This window comes from Pleionea mediterranea (assembly GCF_003148745.1).
GTDB classification, from domain to species: Bacteria; Pseudomonadota; Gammaproteobacteria; order Enterobacterales; family Kangiellaceae; genus Pleionea; species Pleionea mediterranea.
In genome coordinates this window covers 418,505-436,853 of the sequence record NZ_QGGU01000001.1, presented here as the reverse complement: position 1 = coordinate 436,853, position 18,349 = coordinate 418,505, and the positions used below count along the sequence as shown (strand labels likewise).

The 18,349-nt window shown below is 41.8% G+C and carries 20 protein-coding genes; 10 read left to right on the top strand and 10 right to left on the bottom strand.

Annotated features, from left to right (window positions below):
- Positions 1–85: 85 nt before the first annotated feature.
- From C8D97_RS01795 to C8D97_RS01780, 4 genes are read left to right on the top strand one after another with little or no spacing between them, the layout of a single operon-like run.
- Positions 86–796: a YIP1 family protein gene (locus C8D97_RS01795; protein ID WP_109761619.1), complete on the top strand. Its 711-nt coding sequence runs from the start codon at positions 86–88 to the stop codon at positions 794–796.
- Positions 796–1,956, top strand: coding sequence for an efflux RND transporter periplasmic adaptor subunit (locus tag C8D97_RS01790; protein ID WP_109761618.1), 1,161 nt, complete (start codon positions 796–798; stop codon positions 1,954–1,956). Before C8D97_RS01795 ends, C8D97_RS01790 begins: the two co-directional genes overlap by 1 nt.
- Before the next feature lie 9 nt (positions 1,957–1,965).
- The gene (locus tag C8D97_RS01785) at positions 1,966–2,649 is read left to right on the top strand and encodes an ABC transporter ATP-binding protein (RefSeq protein WP_109761617.1); all 684 of its coding nucleotides are present in this window, start codon (positions 1,966–1,968) and stop codon (positions 2,647–2,649) included.
- Positions 2,639–3,868 (top strand): ABC transporter permease, encoded by a 1,230-nt coding sequence (locus tag C8D97_RS01780; RefSeq protein ID WP_210204808.1) that lies wholly within the window; start codon positions 2,639–2,641, stop codon positions 3,866–3,868. The genes C8D97_RS01785 and C8D97_RS01780 overlap by 11 nt, the downstream gene beginning before the upstream one ends.
- Before the next feature lie 468 nt (positions 3,869–4,336).
- Here the strand turns inward: C8D97_RS01780 and C8D97_RS01775 are convergent, their stop codons facing one another.
- From C8D97_RS01775 to C8D97_RS01730, 10 genes are all read right to left on the bottom strand, one after another.
- Positions 4,337–5,683, bottom strand: a complete 1,347-nt coding sequence (locus C8D97_RS01775; protein WP_109761615.1) for a tetratricopeptide repeat protein — start codon at positions 5,681–5,683, stop codon at positions 4,337–4,339.
- 26 nt (positions 5,684–5,709) lie between these two features.
- Positions 5,710–6,330 carry an energy transducer TonB gene (locus C8D97_RS01770; RefSeq protein ID WP_109761614.1) on the bottom strand — a complete coding sequence of 207 codons (621 nt, stop codon included), beginning with the start codon at positions 6,328–6,330 and terminating at the stop codon, positions 5,710–5,712.
- A gap of 2 nt (positions 6,331–6,332) precedes the next feature.
- Positions 6,333–6,737: an ExbD/TolR family protein gene (locus C8D97_RS01765; RefSeq protein WP_109761613.1), complete on the bottom strand. Its 405-nt coding sequence runs from the start codon at positions 6,735–6,737 to the stop codon at positions 6,333–6,335.
- Between the two features lie 12 nt (positions 6,738–6,749).
- Positions 6,750–7,262 (bottom strand): MotA/TolQ/ExbB proton channel family protein, encoded by a 513-nt coding sequence (locus tag C8D97_RS01760; protein ID WP_109761612.1) that lies wholly within the window; start codon positions 7,260–7,262, stop codon positions 6,750–6,752.
- Positions 7,263–7,264: 2 nt separating this feature from the next.
- On the bottom strand, positions 7,265–8,611 hold the full coding sequence (locus tag C8D97_RS01755; protein WP_109761683.1) for a MotA/TolQ/ExbB proton channel family protein: 1,347 nt from the start codon (positions 8,609–8,611) through the stop codon (positions 7,265–7,267).
- A gap of 5 nt (positions 8,612–8,616) precedes the next feature.
- Entirely contained in the window at positions 8,617–9,396 is a 780-nt protein-coding gene (locus C8D97_RS01750) for a DUF3450 domain-containing protein (RefSeq protein ID WP_109761611.1), read from the bottom strand.
- A gap of 341 nt (positions 9,397–9,737) precedes the next feature.
- Entirely contained in the window at positions 9,738–10,172 is a 435-nt protein-coding gene (locus C8D97_RS01745) for a PspC domain-containing protein (protein ID WP_170115103.1), read from the bottom strand.
- Positions 10,165–10,410: an envelope stress response membrane protein PspB gene (gene pspB, locus C8D97_RS01740; protein WP_109761609.1), complete on the bottom strand. Its 246-nt coding sequence runs from the start codon at positions 10,408–10,410 to the stop codon at positions 10,165–10,167. Before pspB ends, C8D97_RS01745 begins: the two co-directional genes overlap by 8 nt.
- A 42-nt stretch (positions 10,411–10,452) precedes the next feature.
- Positions 10,453–11,106 (bottom strand): phage shock protein PspA, encoded by a 654-nt coding sequence (pspA, locus tag C8D97_RS01735; RefSeq protein WP_109761608.1) that lies wholly within the window; start codon positions 11,104–11,106, stop codon positions 10,453–10,455.
- Positions 11,103–11,333 (bottom strand): hypothetical protein, encoded by a 231-nt coding sequence (locus C8D97_RS01730; protein ID WP_109761607.1) that lies wholly within the window; start codon positions 11,331–11,333, stop codon positions 11,103–11,105. The genes pspA and C8D97_RS01730 overlap by 4 nt, the downstream gene beginning before the upstream one ends.
- Before the next feature lie 198 nt (positions 11,334–11,531).
- Between C8D97_RS01730 and pspF the strand changes: the two genes are divergently transcribed.
- The 6 genes from pspF to C8D97_RS01700 are packed head-to-tail and all read left to right on the top strand — an operon-like array spanning position 11,532 to position 18,130.
- Positions 11,532–12,560, top strand: a complete 1,029-nt coding sequence (gene pspF / locus C8D97_RS01725; protein WP_109761606.1) for a phage shock protein operon transcriptional activator — start codon at positions 11,532–11,534, stop codon at positions 12,558–12,560.
- Positions 12,561–12,576: 16 nt separating this feature from the next.
- Positions 12,577–14,265, top strand: a complete 1,689-nt coding sequence (locus C8D97_RS01720) for an ABC transporter substrate-binding protein (RefSeq protein ID WP_109761605.1) — start codon at positions 12,577–12,579, stop codon at positions 14,263–14,265.
- The gene (locus C8D97_RS01715; protein ID WP_109761604.1) at positions 14,262–15,281 is read left to right on the top strand and encodes an ABC transporter permease; all 1,020 of its coding nucleotides are present in this window, start codon (positions 14,262–14,264) and stop codon (positions 15,279–15,281) included. The genes C8D97_RS01720 and C8D97_RS01715 overlap by 4 nt, the downstream gene beginning before the upstream one ends.
- Positions 15,278–16,174 (top strand): ABC transporter permease subunit, encoded by an 897-nt coding sequence (locus C8D97_RS01710; protein WP_109761603.1) that lies wholly within the window; start codon positions 15,278–15,280, stop codon positions 16,172–16,174. Before C8D97_RS01715 ends, C8D97_RS01710 begins: the two co-directional genes overlap by 4 nt.
- Positions 16,171–17,172, top strand: a complete 1,002-nt coding sequence (locus C8D97_RS01705; protein WP_109761602.1) for an ABC transporter ATP-binding protein — start codon at positions 16,171–16,173, stop codon at positions 17,170–17,172. Before C8D97_RS01710 ends, C8D97_RS01705 begins: the two co-directional genes overlap by 4 nt.
- Positions 17,165–18,130, top strand: a complete 966-nt coding sequence (locus C8D97_RS01700; RefSeq protein ID WP_109761601.1) for an ABC transporter ATP-binding protein — start codon at positions 17,165–17,167, stop codon at positions 18,128–18,130. The genes C8D97_RS01705 and C8D97_RS01700 overlap by 8 nt, the downstream gene beginning before the upstream one ends.
- Positions 18,131–18,349 lie beyond the last annotated feature (219 nt).

Below are 18,349 nucleotides of genomic sequence, written 5' to 3'. Positions count from 1 at the left end.
ACATAAAACTTGTTGCATTCTTTTTGTAATAAATTAAAACAATGGGTTACTAAGCGAAAAACAATCATAACTCAAGGGGATAAAAATGGACGAGCAAACCACTAATCAAGATACGGGGTTACTAACGGTAACAACCAATATGTTTACCGCTCCAGCAAAGGCATTCGAAGTCATAAAAGATAAAGGGGCCGGATGGTTTCCGCTGATTTTAATTATTATTGGCTCAGCACTTGTCAATACACTTTATTTTCAATCGGTAGACTTAAGCTGGTTTATTGAGCAAAGTGCCGCAACTGCCGCAAGTCCGGCAGAAAAAGAAGCCATGATCAGTTCAATGTCAAGCATGGGCGCCACTGGCTATATGGCTTTTGGCATTGGAGGCGCTGTAATTGGAATTCCTATTGTTTATGCCATAACGGCCGTCCTTTACATTATCATTTCAAACATTCGTAATGACGACCTAACCTTCGGTCAGTGCTTTAACTTGGTCGCCTGGGCTGGCGTTGTAAAGTTACTGTCTATTCTGCTTGCTATTATTACTATTTCAATCAGCTCAAATGGACAAATAGCTCAACACGACATTAGTGGTTTCAATCTTAATTTGCTGATATTCCAAGTGGACAATACACATCCCTGGTACAGCATTTTGACGCAGTTTGATCTTGTGGGTATCTGGATTGCTATATTAGTCGGTATTGGCTACCGAACCTGGACCAATGCCTCGATTACTGCGTCGACCATCTTCGGTTTCTTACCGATCATTCTTTACTTTGGTATCTCAGCAGCATTGATTTAATGATGAAAAAAGCCGTTATATTACTCCTGTTACTCTCGTTAGTGATTGGCATTCCGGTACTTTTAAAGTACCGGAATGCCAATAGCAAAGAGGTTGAAGTCACCACACCTAGCGAACGTGTGATACGAACCTCTGTTCTGGCATCGGGTCGCCTTGCACACGATGATCAGGTGCGACTGTCCAGCGAGGTCATTGCAAAAGTTAAACAAGTTTTGGTTAAAGAAGGGGATTTTGTAAGCAAAGGCCAGTTGTTATTGATTCTGGATGATGAAACCTTCAAAGCCAATGTAGAACAGAGTAAAGCGGCTGTTCGAATGAAGCAAATTGCCATTGATCGACAGCTAGTTCAGCTTTCCAATCTTGAAAATCAGTGGCAACGAAAGAAAAAACTGCATCAGCAAAAGCTTCTGGACGATGATGCCTTCGATGCCTTTTCCAGTCAGCTTGAACTGGCAAAAATTGATGTAGAATCCGCCAAAGAATCTCTATTACAAGCAAAGGCGCAATTGGCTCAAGCTGTCGATCGCTTAAATAAAACTCGTGTCGTATCACCTATTGACGGAAAAGTAACCTCGCTTGATATTAAAGAAGGCGAAACAGCAATCGCAAGTACCACTAATATTGCAGGCTCTGCGCTAATGACCATAGCCAACCCTGAAAGTACTATAACGGAAGTGTTTGTGGATGAAGCCGATATTGCAGATATACGAATTGGGCAACCAGCAAAAGTCGTAGCAATAGCTTATCCGGATCACCCAATTGAAGGAGTGGTCAAATCCATTGCTTCTTCCGCAAAAACAGCTTCTGGTCGCCAAGGTCTAAGCTTTCTTGTCAAGCTGGACATCAATAAACAACAAGGCATCTCGCTTAAGCCAGGCATGAGCTGCCGGGCAGAAATATTCACTCAATCTACGGATCCCGTCCAGTCTATTCCGTTGCAAGCTATCATCACTGAAGAAAAGCGCAGTGAAAATTTGGTGGAACGACATGTTTTTGTGGTTGAAAACGGTTTTTCGATTAAAAAACCTATCGTTACCGGAATATCCGACGATAGCTTTCAGCAGGTAATTGATGGATTAACCTTAAACGCTCAAGTTATTATTGGTCCGGATAGGACCTTACGCCACCTGACTGATGGTGAATCAGTTGTTGTTAAGTAACCCTAATTTATGGCGTTAATTGAACTTGAGCAAATTTCGAAACATTATCAGATGGGAAGCCAGCTGGTAAAAGCCGTGCATAATGTTTCATTAACCATACATCATAATGAATACATTGCCTTTATTGGCGCTTCCGGCTCAGGAAAGTCTACCATGATGAATATTCTTGGTTGTCTCGATAGCCCAACAAATGGCCACTACCGCCTGAATGATCAAAATGTTGCCACACTTGATGAGTCTGCATTAGCGGATATACGCAACAGAGAAATTGGCTTTATATTTCAAAGCTTTAATCTGCTACCCCGTGCCACAGCGCTGCAAAATGTTATGCAGCCGCTGATTTATCTTGGCATACCATTCAATGAACGAAAAAATCTGGCAATAGAAGCTCTGGCCAATGTTCAGTTAGAGGATCGAAGCGATCACCTGCCTAATGAATTATCTGGTGGTCAAAGGCAAAGGGTTGCCATTGCACGCGCACTGGTTACAAAACCTTCAATCTTGCTCGCAGATGAACCAACAGGCAACCTTGATAGTCAAACATCGGTCGAAATTATGAGGCTGTTTGATCAGCTCCACAAAGATGGGCAAACCATTATAATGGTCACCCATGAGGATGACATAGCGTCGCATTCTAATCGCCAGATAAAAATGAAAGATGGAAATATATTGAGGGATTCCAGTGCTATTTAGTCTGGCAGAAAGTTTTCGTTCAGCATTATTGGCGATAAAAGCTCACGGCTTTCGCTCTTTTTTAACCACCCTTGGTATCATAATCGGAGTTGCTAGCGTTATTGCCGTGGTATCCGTAGTGCAAGGATTAAGCTACTCTATCAACGCCGAGTTTGAAAATCTTGGAACCAACACTCTGACCATTCGCGCAGACACCCCATTTAAAGAAGCGTTAAAGGGCAAGATTGCCCGTATTACTCTCGATGATTACCAAACCATCAGCGACAATGTAACCGGTATCGACTCCATGACACCGACTTATCAAGGCTTTGGTCGAGTACGTGAAATCAAATTTGGTTCTCAAATGGAAGTTTCCAATGTCTTAGGCACTACCGCGTCTTACCGCCAGGTAAACTCCCTATATATTGACCAAGGGCGCTTTATAACCCTTGATGATGATAAAAAAAGCCGCAGAGTGGTTGTGATTGGCCCCTCCCTGATAGAAAAGTTAAATCTTCCTAGTCAACCATTGGGCCAGTTCATACAAATTGCCGGTGAGTGGTTTAAAATTGTCGGTGTAACCGTTAGTAAAGGTGAGCTCTTTGGAATTGATCAAGACAACATAGTTATCATGCCCTTTTCAACCATTCAAAGCTTAATTGGCCGTCAGACAAAACCACAAATCACAATACAGCTTTCTTTATCAAAGAATGCCGATACCCATCAAGTGGTGTCAACAATTCGCCGATTACTCAGAAGCAATCACAACTTATCCCATGAACAGATTGATGACTTTAAAATACAAACACCAGAACAACTGAAAAGTTCATTTACCAGTATTATTGATGGGATCACCATGGTGTTGGGCGGTATTGTCAGTATATCTCTACTGGTGGGAGGTATTGGCATAATGAATATCATGCTGGTATCAGTAACCGAAAGAACCCGTGAAATAGGTATTTGTAAAGCCATCGGCGCCAAGCGACACCATATTTTAATGCAATTTTTAATTGAAGCGGTTGTCTTGTCACTGCTTGGCGGCTTGATTGGAATAGCATTAGGCTTTGGATTGGGTGTGCTAGCCTCAATGGTTATACCAAACTTTCCCCCTGCAGCAGTCCCCTTATGGGCCATTTTGATTGCCTTTGGCTTTTCCGCAGGTGTTGGCGTTGTATTTGGGATTATTCCTGCTGCTAAAGCGGCTAACTTAAAACCGATTGACGCGCTTAGATACGAATAACAAAGCTAAAATATTCTCGAACTATAATTAAATTCTCGCAGGCAAACGGCTACTTAACTTTAAATAGCTCAAAATATGGCAATTGCTAAACGTATCATTACAAATTAAAAATTTTTAGGGTAATGTTTAAACGAGCATTAAGAGTTATTTACTTTAAACAGTTGTCTCCTGCCTGTAGATCACAAGTCAATACAATTTAACCAACTTCTTAATATTTAAAGCCCTTAATCGATTTGTAACTCTTCAATTGTTTTGTAAGCAGCTCTCAATTAAGTCATAGCTAAAACACAACTGCTCACTTTATAAAGTTAAAAGAAGAGAGACATCAAAATTATTAAGCTAAAGTTCTGATTGCAATCCTATACGCTTAGAAAACGTTAACTATAGAATGAAAAAAGCCCAAGCAGAAACAACTACTTGGGCTCAGGCACGTTTAACAAGATTGTTTAAACGAAAGTAGGAAGTAAACTAATTTAGGGCAAGTTCTTCAATAGTCTGCTTACGTCTTTCAATATAGCCTGCCCATTGTGCAGCTTTATTTCTGACGCTTTTATATTTCTTTGCATCATCTAATGTTGCAATTGCAGCATCAAACTCCATCAGATAATACTGAGCAATACCCTTATCATAAATTACTTGGCCAGGGTCATCTAGATTGCCACGTTTTAAAGCTCTAGAGTAGGCATCTGCAGCCTTTTTCCATTCATCCAAAAAGGCATACAACTGACCTTGCTTTGCTTCATACCCCCCATGCTCTACATGCTTAGCTGTTTCGACATACGCAGCTATCGCATTACGTAATTCATATGCTGCATGATAATTTTGAGCAACAGCCTTCCAATTCAATTCATTTGACTCTACAAGACCTTTTTCAATACCTTCTTTAAGACGCTCAGCCGCTTCAAAGGGTACTCCTTGCATGGCGTATAAAGAAGATAACTGAGTATAATCTTCCTTCTTATCAAACATATTTTGCCGATGCATCAGTTCAAACACAGCCAGAGACTTAGTATAGTCATCAGCGCCAGCGTATAAAGAACCTAACATACGCCAGTTTTTAGCTTGTTCAGGCCATATTTCAACCATAGCACGAGCAACTTTAATTGTCCCAGGACGGTCTTTAAGTTCATTGTGCGCACTTAAAAGCAAAGTAAATACACTCCGCTTATGATCATCAGATGTTTGAATGGCTAAATAAGCAGGACAAACCGACTCACGCATTTTACCTTTTTGCATATAAATCCCTGCAAGCAGGGTGTAGCCAGTGCTTTTAGGATTGGTCTCATACTTAAACCAATCTTGAATCAACCTTAGAGACTTATCAAAGTTTTCTTCTGAATAATGGAAACTTGCCAAGTTTAAACGAGCAGACTGCTCACGAGGAATTTGCAATGCCTTGGCATCCAAAGCAATCTGGAAGTAACGCATAGCTTGTGCGTTTTGATTTAAGTTAATATAAACACTACCCATATTTAATGCGATTAATGCTTTAACATAAGGGCGGTCTTTATTACGCTCATACAAGCCTTGTAAAATTTCTAAGGCACCACTCATATCCTCGGCTGCCATTAACTCCATAGCTTTATTCATTCGCTTATGAATACCTTGAGGTATGGTTTTAAAAGGGCGCTTCTCTGGCTCTTTAGTTGCAGCCAAAGATTTACAAGAGCGAGTATATTTGGTTGATATATCAACCTCTTTTTTCGGAGGCTTCGACGGCTCATCTTTTTTCTTATCTTCAGCCGCCTGAACGCCTATCGAGAGCAAACTCACTGTAAATGTTGCTACTAATGTGCTTTTAAAAGTCTTTTTCATCAATCTGACCCAATCAAACTTTTACGTTATTGTGCTAGTTTGAACTCTAGCGTGTAATACATATTTGGCTGCTCTACCGCTTTACCATCGACAACCCGGGGCTTAAAACGCCACTTATAGATCGCTCGTCGAGCATTTTTATCAAATACACGGCGTGGATTAGCATCAACGATTTCTACATCTTTAGCATAACCATCTGCCTTAACAGTGAACTTAAAGCGGACGAAGCCCTCGATTCCCTCCATTGCAGCCTTCCTAGGGTATCTAGGCTCAATAATCACCATTGGAATAGCTTCGCCATCTTGGTTCATCATTGCCGACATATTCCCTATAAACATGCCTGTGTTACCCACATTCACATCCAGTTTAGACATTTGAATATTCATTTGCTGAACATTTGGGTTAGTCACCTTGGATACTTTTTGTGTCTCAGGTGGTGGAGGCTCTTTGGGTGGCGGCGGCTTCTTAGGAACACGGCGTTCTTTACGCTTAACGTCTTCTTCTACTTCAGTTGAACCATAATCAACTACTGGATACTCTTTCTTTTTAAAGTCACCATCACCGCTTGATACGAGAATGGACATTAAAATGAATAGCCCAAACGTTATGCCAGCACCTAGTAATAGACCTATCAGTACTCGTTGCATGATCAGTTCCTCGTTGCAGCAACAGAAACAGCTTTAACACCAGCGCCTTTCGCCGCATCCAGAACCTTCATAACAACACCTGCTTTGGAGTCTCTGTCGGCTTGAATGACGATTGAACCTTCTGGAGTTTCCTGTTTAATCCGTTGGATTTCAACTTTAAGCTTGTCCACATCGATATTTTTATTATCGATGTGGACTTCGCCTTCTTTGGTTATCGCGATAAACACATTTGCATCTGGCCTGGCGGTAGCAGTTAACCCTGCGGGGTTATTTACTTTTACCCCAGCCTCTTTAACAAATGAAGCGGTCACGATAAAGAAGATCAGCATGATAAACACGATGTCGAGCATCGGTGTCATATCGATTTCTGCATCTTCCTCTTTTCTTTTAGCTACTTGCTTTGCCATATAACAATAACCTTAATGCTGCGGCATTTTATCAGCCAATTGCTCGGCCTTTACTTTCGCCATAAACTCTAATCGCGTCGATATAAACAGACCAGATAACGCAGCAACCATGCCTGACATAGTTGGAATAGTTGCTTGTGTGATACCCGATGCCATATCTCGTGGATCGCCCGTACCAAACAATGCCATCAGCTCAAACACAGTAATCATACCGGTGACGGTTCCTAACAAACCTATCATCGGACAAATTGCAACCAGGGTTTTAATAAAGCCTACCCCAGCGTTGAGCTTCTCAGACATTTGAGAAATCCAGGCCTCACGAACTTTTCGTGCTTGCCATGAGGTGGTATCCGCTCGATTGTCCCACTCTGCAACCATAAGCCTGGCTTCTTTTGGAAACACAAAAGAAAAGTACCAAACACGTTCAAAAATCATGGTCCACATAACGAAGAGGACAATAGCGACCCAATATAATATTGGGCCACCTGCTTCTATAAAGTCATTAAAAAGGTCTAACAACCCCATAATTACTTGCCTTCTGTGTGTTGTGCTACCAACCCGGCCGATTGCTCTTCAAGCATATGAACCAGATTTTTAGACTTACCAGAAACAATTGCGTGCAATAGAATCAAAGGAATAGCCGCAACGATACCTAATACAGTCGTGATCAATGCTGACGAGATACCGCCTGCCATAACACTGGTGTCACCTGCACCGTATAAAGTAATGCCCTGGAAGGTTTCAATCATACCGGTTACCGTACCAAGAAGCCCCATAAGCGGTGAAACGGCTGCGAAAATCTTAATAATAGAGATTCGAGCTTCAAGCTTAGGCAACTCTTTAAGCACAGCTTCATCCAATTTCAGCTCAAGATTTTCAAAAGAGTCGTCTTTGTTTGCCATATAGACAGACATAACACGCCCTAATGGATTATTCCCAGGAGTAGAAGACTTCGCCTGCTTTTTCATTTTAGCACCAGTCGCACTTAATACACCTAAGCGTTCAAGGGCTATGATTAATCCAATCGCTAAAACAACAATGATGGCAAAACCGACAATACCGGCGTAATTTTCAACACGCTCAGGCCATGTTTCACGGTTTTTCTCAGTATTTACAATGGCACCTTGTGATGGGTCAATTGGAAACAATGAAAAACCACTAGCAGAGGTGTAATCATCAATAATGCTTAGAACGCCCGTTGGCTTTTTCGGCTGTTTGGCGATTTCTTCAACATTATTAGTTCTACGATTATAGTTAAGATACTCAGTGTCACCAATCAAGTTAAAGGTACCAACTCGAGTTACAGGTTTAACAACTTGTGCACCTGTTTTATCTAACAGCTGAGTTTCAAAAGTAACCACTTTTCCTTGCTCGGTCATTTCTGTTTGCAGTTCTAACCACAAACGACGCAACTCAGGAATAGTTGGAATTTCTTTTCTTCCAGCAAGCTCCGTTAGTACTTCTGCACGACCTGGGTATTGAGCACTCACAATCGAGTTAGAAATAGTCGCGGCAGCATCTGCAGACACCTGACGAACAACACCAACAGCTTCACCTAAATTTCCCAGCTTAATTCTGAGTTGTTCAGCCATTTCACCAAGTTGAACTTCATTGGTATCAAACTGTTTTTTCAGCCTGTCACTTCGCTCTTCTTCACGAACCAACTCAGCTTTGGCGTCATTTAGCAGTTTTTGCTGTTGATTTTTTTCTGAGCGGAATCGCTGAATTCTCTGTTGAGTCTCTCGAGACTCAACACGCTCTGCATTTTTAACAATGTTAAGCAGTTGATCCAGTGAGTCAGCTTTTTGTACTTCTGCAGCTTGAGTCAAAGAAAATGCCGCAGTCAGTAATGAAGTTAGGATGACTTTATTCATTTTCATTATCCTTTCTCCGGAGTTGCTACAGGTACAACAATTAATTTTTTAGTTTTCAGACTGATATCTTTAATCGCTTTTTTAACAGCGTCAACTTGATCGCCTTCAAGCCATTTCCAGTCGCTCGCTTCTTTACTCCAGATAGCCGCTTGAGTGTTTTCTCCACGAGTTGCGAACATTAAAGCTGTTCGACCAAACTGAAGATAATCCACTTGCTTCTCTTCATTACCAATCATTTCCATGCCTTCGTAAACATCAACAGAGTTACCCTGATTGATCTCTGAAACATAAGCACCAAGAATTTGACGATATTTTTCTGAAGTGGTGACGTCAGCACGCAACATAGTGGTGCGCAGTCGGTCAATAGTATTTAAACGATCTTCTTTTTTGAATGGAACATCCATCTCAACAAATTGAGCCAGAGTCTCGATCATTTCCTCCATTAGAGGTAACAAGCCGCGCTCTGTATCATCGATGGTGTTCATTTGCTCTTGCAAAGAAGCCATCTCTTTTTGTTGTTCATTGATAGACATTTCCAAACGCTTATTATATGCCTTGAACTGCTCAATTCGAGTCAGTGTAGACTTATACTCAGCGTTCATATCGAGCGTTTGCTCAGACAGACGATCAATTTGCTTTTGAGCCGCCTCAGCTTTTTTGTCGATACGAGTCTCAATTTTCATTGAGGGCTCTAATTTGCCTAAGGCGAAAGTTGTCCCTGAAAAACAACCCAAAAGAGTTGCCAGGCAGACAGCGAAAACACGAGAAATATTTTTATTTAGCATGTGACTTCCTGAGTTTGCTATGAAAGTTATGCTGGATATTACAGTTTGCTATAAACCTCAAACTGCCCCAATTTTGTCTAATTTTTAATCAAGACCTTAAATCCAGCGGTTTCTGACTAAAATTCAGACTATTTTCTTTATTCTAAAAAGAAAATAGCGAAGCTCGAGCATGACGAGTTTCGCGAATCGAATCGAATATAAACACTATTAACCTCATAGTCAATGAGCACAATAACGAATCAATCGACGAATTTAAGCGGTTAACCGCGCCTCATATAATCAACGAGGGGGGATATAGAAAGGGGTTAGAACTATGGTCAGACCAGAATTTCTAGATGAGATTACTGGCCTTTTTTCATTTGTTGAAATTCTTTTTCCAAAATATATTGTTTGGAAGTCACAAAAGCTTCTATTCCTTCGACGCGCTTTTTTACAGTCAGTAACTGTTCTTTAATCTGACTTGCACTTTTGTTTTGTTTCGGCTTGCTTTTTATATTAGATATGGTTTCTTTGGCTTCTTTGACGCGATCGGAGAAACGAGAACCGGACTCTTTCATTCTGCGTGCAGCAGAGGGCTTAGGATCCAATACGAAAAAAGCGATTAAATATCCCATACCAACCAAGGTAAAACCCGTCAAAAATGCACTAACTAATACAATAGCCCGAACAAGCCAGGTGTCCCACTCACCGGCTTCAGCAATGCCAGCACAAACGCCAAAAACTTTGCCTTTTTCAGGAATACGGTATAGAGGTTTCTTAAATAAAGTATTACTCATACTTTTTTCTCCAGTCCGGAGACTCATTATCCAGAATAGACTCCAAATTAAGTACTCTTTTATTCAGAGAGTCTGCCAAATCAGACAATTCATTTAATTCCTCAATATCCTGATTTGAATTATTTTTCTTATTCTTCTTATTAGCATTGTTTTTATCGCCGTAGTGTAATTTAAGCCAGTAAGGCACAACACAAACAGCAACTATGATTCCCAGTACAAATAAAAACACATCGTCCATTTTATCCTCCTGTAACTTAAGAAATTTTTAGTGCTGCTTGTATTATTGCTTAGCTTTGCTCTTTAATGCCTCTAGCTCACTGTTGACGCGATCAGAAACTTCCAAATCTTGAAATTGAGCTTTCAGGTCTTTTGAAGACTGATAACTGTCAGCCTCAGCTTCCAGTTCATCCAGCTTACGCTCAAACTGTTCGAACTTCTGCACCACACTTGCAGATTCAGAGTCATAGAGTTTACGATTTATTTTGACCCTAGAAGATTGTGTTGAAAATCGCATTGATATGGTCTGCTGACGGGCTCTCGCATCAGTCAACTTATCCTGTAGCTGGCAAACTTCTTTGGTCAGCTTGCCTATAGACTCATCCAGCAGAACAATCTGGTTTTGCAAATCTTGGCTGTCTGCTTCCAACTTGTGTTTTTCACCAAGTGCAGCTTTAGCCAAATCTTCACGACCTTTTTCAACAGCCAGCTTCGCTTTCTCTTGCCAGTCATTAACTTCCGAAGTCAGCCAGTTTAGTTTTCTTTGCAGCTCTTTTTTATCCGCCAATGTTTTTGCAGAAACTGTACGCACTTCAACCAGAGTATCCTCCATTTCCTGGATGATCATTCTGATTAACTTTTCAGGGTTTTCAGCTTTATCCAAAAGTACATTGATGTTCGAATTAATAATATCGGCAAATCGAGAAAAAATACTCATCGATGAATTCTCCAGTTTTGTTCCTGCTGAGTAATTGGCAATGGTTCAACCATTACTTTGACAGGATTCAAAAAATAGCTTAAATAATCAGGGGTTATCTCGTCATCTAAAATCGCTGACAACCCAAACACCATCAAACCAAAGGCGGCTATAAAGATTTGAACACGACCGCGAGCAGAACGACGAACACGTCGCTTTTCAGGTCGTTTAAGGCCAAGTGTGTTCATTATAATCTCCCTTTATGTCTTTAAACCAATCGTTTAGCTCAAATACTTAGTAATAATCTAACAATAAGCGTGCCAGAAATTACTTCTAGATAAGTCTATGTTTAATAAAGTTTTTTCTAATTATCGCTGGTATTACGCATAGATATAGCGTTAAATTAACTAAAATTTCGTAAATTTAACCAAGACGTTCAATTATCTATGAATACAAAAGATACCGACAACCTGATTGGCGAATCATCCAGTTTTTTGGAATGTCTCGAAAAAGTGTCGCAAGCGGCAACTCTGAATAGACCATTGCTGGTGGTTGGTGAACGAGGTACCGGCAAAGAGTTGATCGCCTCAAGACTCCACTACCTCTCACCACGTTGGGATAAACCCTTTGTTAAGCTAAATTGTGCAGCTATCAATGAAAACTTGCTGGAGTCAGAGCTGTTTGGTCACGAAGCAGGCTCTTTTACAGGCGCCAAAGGACGCCATGCAGGACGATTTGAGCTGGCGGATCAGGGCACATTATTTTTAGACGAGTTAGCCACATCATCACCGCTGGTGCAGGAAAAGTTGTTACGCGTTATAGAATATGGTGAGTTTGAACGTGTTGGAGGCAGCTCAACCATACAGGTTGATGTGCGACTTGTGGCTGCAACCAACGAAGATTTGCCGACACTGGCAGAACAAGGCAAATTTCGACATGATTTGCTCGATCGACTCGCTTTTGATGTGATTACTCTTCCACCACTTAGACATCGTAAAGAAGATTTGATGTTACTGGCTCATCACTTTGCCATGAAAATGACGCTTGAGCTTGGGATTCCAGTATTCAGAGGATTTAGTCAGCAAGCTGAACAACAGATTGAAGAGTATCAATGGCCTGGTAATATCCGCGAACTGAAAAATGTTATTGAACGAAGCATCTACTTACAGACAGACGATGCGCCCGTGGATTCATTAGTTCTGGACCCGTTTCATTCGCCTTTTCGGCCTATAGCTAATAATGAAATAATACCTTCCAGTACATCAAGTGTCAGTCAAACCGATAACATTGAAAACACTTCTCATGTCCAATTTCCGTTAGATTTGAAAGAGCAAATGCAACAAACTGAAATCAACTTAATTAATACGGCGCTTGAGCAGGCGCAGTTTAACCAAAAGAAAACTGCAGAACTGCTAGGATTAACGTATCATCAACTCCGTGGCTACTTAAAAAAATATAAATTGCTCGACGGTTAAAAACTAAGCACGTGTAATGCAAAAAAACTTTACTCTTTTCGCTTTATTAAATCTCAGAGACTCTTGTCAAACTCTGTTTGGACTCACTCTGTCCATAGCCCTTCTGTTACTCACTGGTTGTGAAAAAGCTGCGATTGATTTGGATGCCTATAACTCAACCCTGGTTTACTGTTCTGAAGGAAGTCCTGACAGCTTTGATCCTCATACAGTGACAATCGGTACGGCCTTCGACGCCTCTGCCCGTCAAATCTACAATCGCCTGGTCGCTTTTAAGCCTGGTACAGTGGAGATCACGCCATCACTCGCAAAGCGTTGGAAAGTGAATGCTGACTCAACGGTTTACACTTTTTATTTAAGAAAAAATGTGTCCTTTCATAGTAATGAGTTCTTTACACCCACACGCTCGTTTAATGCAGATGATGTTTTATTCAGTTTTAACCGCCAAAAAAATACCAGCCACCCTTATCACCGTGTCGGCAACCGGGATTTCGCCTATTTTAACTTCCAAAGCTTAAACACTCTGATAAAAGACATTCGTAAAGTGGATGATCACACCATTCAGTTCGTATTAACTCGACCATACAGTCCATTTTTATCCGTCTTGGCAATGGAGTTTACATCCATCATGTCGGCTGAATATGCAAAAGCACTTACCGATTTGGATCAAAAAAATAACATTATCCATCATCCAATTGGTACCGGCCCATTTCAGTTTGTGCGCTATCAGGCTGACGCTTATATCCGTTATCGTGCCCACCCCGATTATTGGCGCGGAAAAGAAACAATAGAGCATTTGGTTTTTGCAATTACACCGGATCCTTCTCTGAGGTTTGCCAGAGTTACCGCAGAAGAATGCGATGTAATGAGCAACCCTCTCCCAATACACTTAAAAGCACTTGAACAAACTCAAGCAACGGATGTTATCAGTCAAAGAGGTCTTAACATTGCCTACTGGTCATTTAATACCCGCAAACCACCACTTGATAATAAACTGGTACGTCAGGCTTTAAATTATGCAGTTAATCGAAAAGCTATTTTAGAAGCGGTTTATTATGGCTCAGCGGAAATCGCAAAAAATCCAATACCGCCTGACATGTGGTCTTATAATGACAATATTCAAGGCTACGACTACAATCCGCAACTTGCCCGAAACCTGCTTTACAAAGCAGGTTTACCCGATGGCTTCAGCATCGATATATACACATTCCCCGAACAACGTGCTTATAACCCCAATACCATAAAAACTGCAGAACTGATCCAGCAAGATCTCAAAGACATTGGTGTGACGGCACAAATTGTTACTTACGAAGTCGGCACATTTTTACAACGAGTCAAATCGGGCGAGCACGATACATCACTACAAGGCTGGATCGCTGATAATGGTGACCCAGATAACTTTTTTGGTTCATTACTCAGCTGCGAAGCAACCATTCCCGGGCAAAACTCGGCTTTTTGGTGTCACGAAGAATTCGATGCCATCATTCAGGACGCCAAAACCATTTCAAAAAAATCACAGCGGGCAAAACTTTACAAAAGAGCACAGGAAATTTTTAAAGAAGAAGCCCCCTGGTTAACCATTGCCCATACCCGACAAAACCTTATCGTCAATCAACGGGTAAAAAACTTGGAAATGTCGTTATCTGGTGGCATATTTTTTAGCGGTGTTTCGCTGGAACCACAAGTGGCGGACGATAAACCATTATGATCCGTATCATTTTCCGCCAGCTCACAACCCTCGCATTAAGCTTTCTTGGCATCACTCTGATCTTTTTTGCTTTAACGCAATTGATACCTGGCGATCCGGTTATCATCAATTACGGAAATCTGACACCAGGTAGTGAAGAATATTTGGCAGCGGTCCATGCTATGGGGCTGGATCAATCTTTATTCCAACAATATCTAATATATGTCGACAATATTCTCCATGGTGATCTGGGTCGCTCGAATATTACAAATAAACCGGTATTGAGCGAGTTTTTTACTTTTTTCCCAGCAACCTTTGAACTGAGTCTGATAGCCACTTTAATCGCTCTAATATTTGGTGTTTTAGCCGGTGTGCTGGCTGCAGTAAAGAAAAACACCTGGGTCGATAATCTTGTTATTAGCAGCTCTCTGGTTGGCTATTCCATGCCTGTGTTCTGGTGGGGTATGTTACTGATATTATTATTTTCATTAAACTTGGGGCTTACCCCGGTTGCCGGCCGTATCAGTTATGTTTTCGATATAGAACCTGTCACAGGTTTAATGTTGGTCGATTCATTATTGGCATACTCTAAATATGAATTTGCGGCATTTTTTGATGCCCTACGTCACTTAATATTACCTTCACTTGTTTTAGCCACGGTACCTCTTGCTGCCATTGCCAGAATGACACGATCATCAATGATTGAAGTGCTGAATGCCGACTATATTCTGACGGCTCAATCAAAAGGCGTTAGCCGCTGGAAAATAATATGGGTGCATGGTCTTCGAAACGCCATGATCCCTCTGGTGACGGTTATTGGCCTTCAGTCGAGTGTTTTGCTGACCGGAGCTATTTTAACCGAGACGATTTTTGCCTGGCCAGGGGTCGGTAAATGGATGGTAGAAGCTATATTTCGCAGAGACTTTCCCAGCATTCAGGGCGGCGTTCTGCTCATTGCATTTTTTGTCATATTCATTAACGCCTCCGTTGATCTGCTTTATGCGGTAATAAACCCTCGTATGAGGAGACCGAAATGAGCGAAGTGAAGATATACAAAGACACACCTATTCCGGGACGCTGGCAACAGTTTTGGCAACGCTACCGCCGCCACAAAGGCGCCATGCTGGGATTGATGTTTTTATTGGTCATTCTTATGTTCGCTCTGTTCAGCCCTTTACTGGCACCGCATGATCCAACCGAACAGTTCTCTCAGTTTTTACGCTACCCACCAGCCTGGACAGAAAAAGGCATCAATGAGTTCTTATTGGGTACCGATGACTTAGGTCGCGATTTATTTTCACGAATCGTTTACGGCTCACGCCTGTCATTGGGTTTATCGGCTGCCGTTGTGCTGATAGCCGCACTGTTTGGTATTTTGCTGGGCGCAATAGCAGGATTGAGCAAAGGCATCATCGAATTTGCCATTATGCGCATTATGGATATTATTTTAGCGGTGCCATCACTGTTATTAGCCATTGTAATTATTGCAATCATTGGCCCCGGACTGCCCAACGCTATCTACGCAGTAGCCATTGTCCTTATTCCACACTTTGTCCGCATTGTTCGAGCCACTATTAAAGAAGAAATGAACAAAGATTATGTGATTGCGGCCAAACTGGACGGTGCCAACGGCGCTCGACTGTTTACCCATTCAATTTTGCCAAACATACTGCCACCCTTAATTGTTCAGGTGAGTCTTGCATTTTCAACGGCAATCGTTGATATCGCAGCTCTCGGTTTTCTTGGGTTAGGCGCACAACCGCCAAATCCTGAATGGGGTACCATTCTTTCCCAATCAAGAGATTTTATACAGTTAGCGCCCTGGACGGTTACCATCCCCGGTCTTGCGATTTTAATCACAGTATTAAGCATTAATCTTGTTGGTGATGGTTTGAGAGACGCACTCGATCCCATGGAGAGTCGAGGATGAAGTTACTTCATATTGAAAATTTAAGCGTGGAATTTCCGACACATAAGGGTAATGTGCGGGTACTAGATAAGATTTCATTGCGTATGAATCAAGGTGAAGTGTTAGGTGTTGTGGGCGAATCAGGTTCCGGCAAAAGTATGCTCGCCTTAGCCATAATGGGTCTGCTCTCTCCCAATGCAAAATTAACCGCGGACTACCTGAGCTTAAACGGTCAGGATTTGATGAAACTGAATCTTGATCAACGCCGAAAATACATTGCTCAAAACGCCAGCATTATTTTTCAGGAACCGCAAACCAGTTTAAATCCCTGCTTTAATATTGGTACCCAGTTGATCGAAACCATCGAACTGCATGGCATTCGTCGACGTAAAAAGCAACGTCAACGAGCACTGGAGCTGCTGGAAGCTGTTGGTATTACTGAGCCAGAACTCAGGTTAAAGCAGTATCCGCATCAACTGTCTGGCGGAATGAACCAACGCGTTATGATCGCTATGGCCATCGCAGCAGAGCCTGACTTATTGATCGCAGACGAGCCAACCACAGCCCTGGATGTCACCATACAATCGCAAATAATTGAGCTTCTGTTAGAGCTAAATCGAACCCGGGATATGGGGCTAATGCTGATCACCCATGATTTTGCACTGTTATCCGAATCCACTCAGCGCGTCTGTGTGATGTACTCTGGTCAAATCATGGAAAATGCCAGTACCGATAATATATTGTCCAGCCCAAGGCACCCCTACACCAAAGCGCTACTCGACAGCATTCCTCATATCGGTGAACGCCATCATATGGGACAACGATTGTATTCATTGAAAGGTCGGATTCCAGCGATTGATCATTTGCCTGTCGGCTGCCGGCTTGGGCCCAGATGCCCTCGTGCAGCCAAAGAGTGTGTTAAAACGCCGCGTCTTGATATGATTAAACAACATGGTCTGGTTCGATGTCACTTCCCTATTCCGTCAAGCACCCAAGTAGAAGGTGAGCGAAATGACTGAACCTGTGCTGGCAGTTGAAAACCTGACCAAAACATATCGTGAGAGCGGCTGGCGATATCGAAATCATGTAACTTACGCTCTGAATAACATCAGCTTTCAACTCAATCCGGGTCAAACATTAGCGATTGTGGGCGAATCCGGATCAGGTAAGTCATCGTTAGCCCGTCAACTGGTTGGCAGCGATCAGCCCACCAGCGGTAAAGTGCTGATTGACGGAGAAGATGTATACCAGCTCTCGGCATCGGAGCGAAAAAAGAAATTCAAGAAAGTCAGAATGGTGTTTCAAAACCCTTATAGCTCGTTAAATCCTCACTCAAGAATAGGCTCAACTTTAGAAGAACCATTAAAAATAAATACCTCAATGAATAGCCGTCAACGAAAGGAAGCGGTTCATAATGCTCTGCAGCGAGTTGGCCTGCGCTCTGAACATGCCAGCCGCTTTCCTCATATGTTCTCGGGTGGGCAACAACAAAGGATCGCCATTGCCAGAGCGCTTATTCTGGAACCCGAAGTTATCGTCGCAGATGAGCCTCTCAGCGCACTGGATGTTTCAGTACAGGCTCAGATATTAAACTTGTTGATGAACTTACAGGAAGAGTTACAGTTATCCTATGTATTTATCTCCCATGATCTTGGCGTAGTCGAGCATATCAGCGATCAGGTTTTTGTTATGTATCGAGGGCAATTGATGGAATATGGAGAAGTTGATCAAATATTTGATCAATCGATGCATCCCTACACACGACGACTGCTATCAAGTACACCTACCTACCGCCATACGGTAGAGTATTTAAACAAAGTTAACTCACCTGAATTTAAAAAGCTGGCAAAAAAAAGTAATGGCTGCCCTTTTGCTTCACGCTGCCCTTACGCTGAGCAAAAGTGCCTTGATCAAATGCCTAAAACTCGAAATATTTCAGGTCAAAGAGTCACTTGTCACTGGCCATTACAGGACTAACATCAACCAGCTGTCAGATAATTAAATATCTTAAAATGACGGTTTTTAAAGTATTGGTTACTTAGATTTTTTTGAATAATAATTAGGTTTGATGGAGTTACGCAGCGAATTTTAATGTGGATAAATCAAAAAGCCAATAAGCAAGCATTATAAACTCACCTATTGGCTTTGTAGTAATTACTGAGTTATATCAAATAAGTCAGCAACTTAATAAAAAAT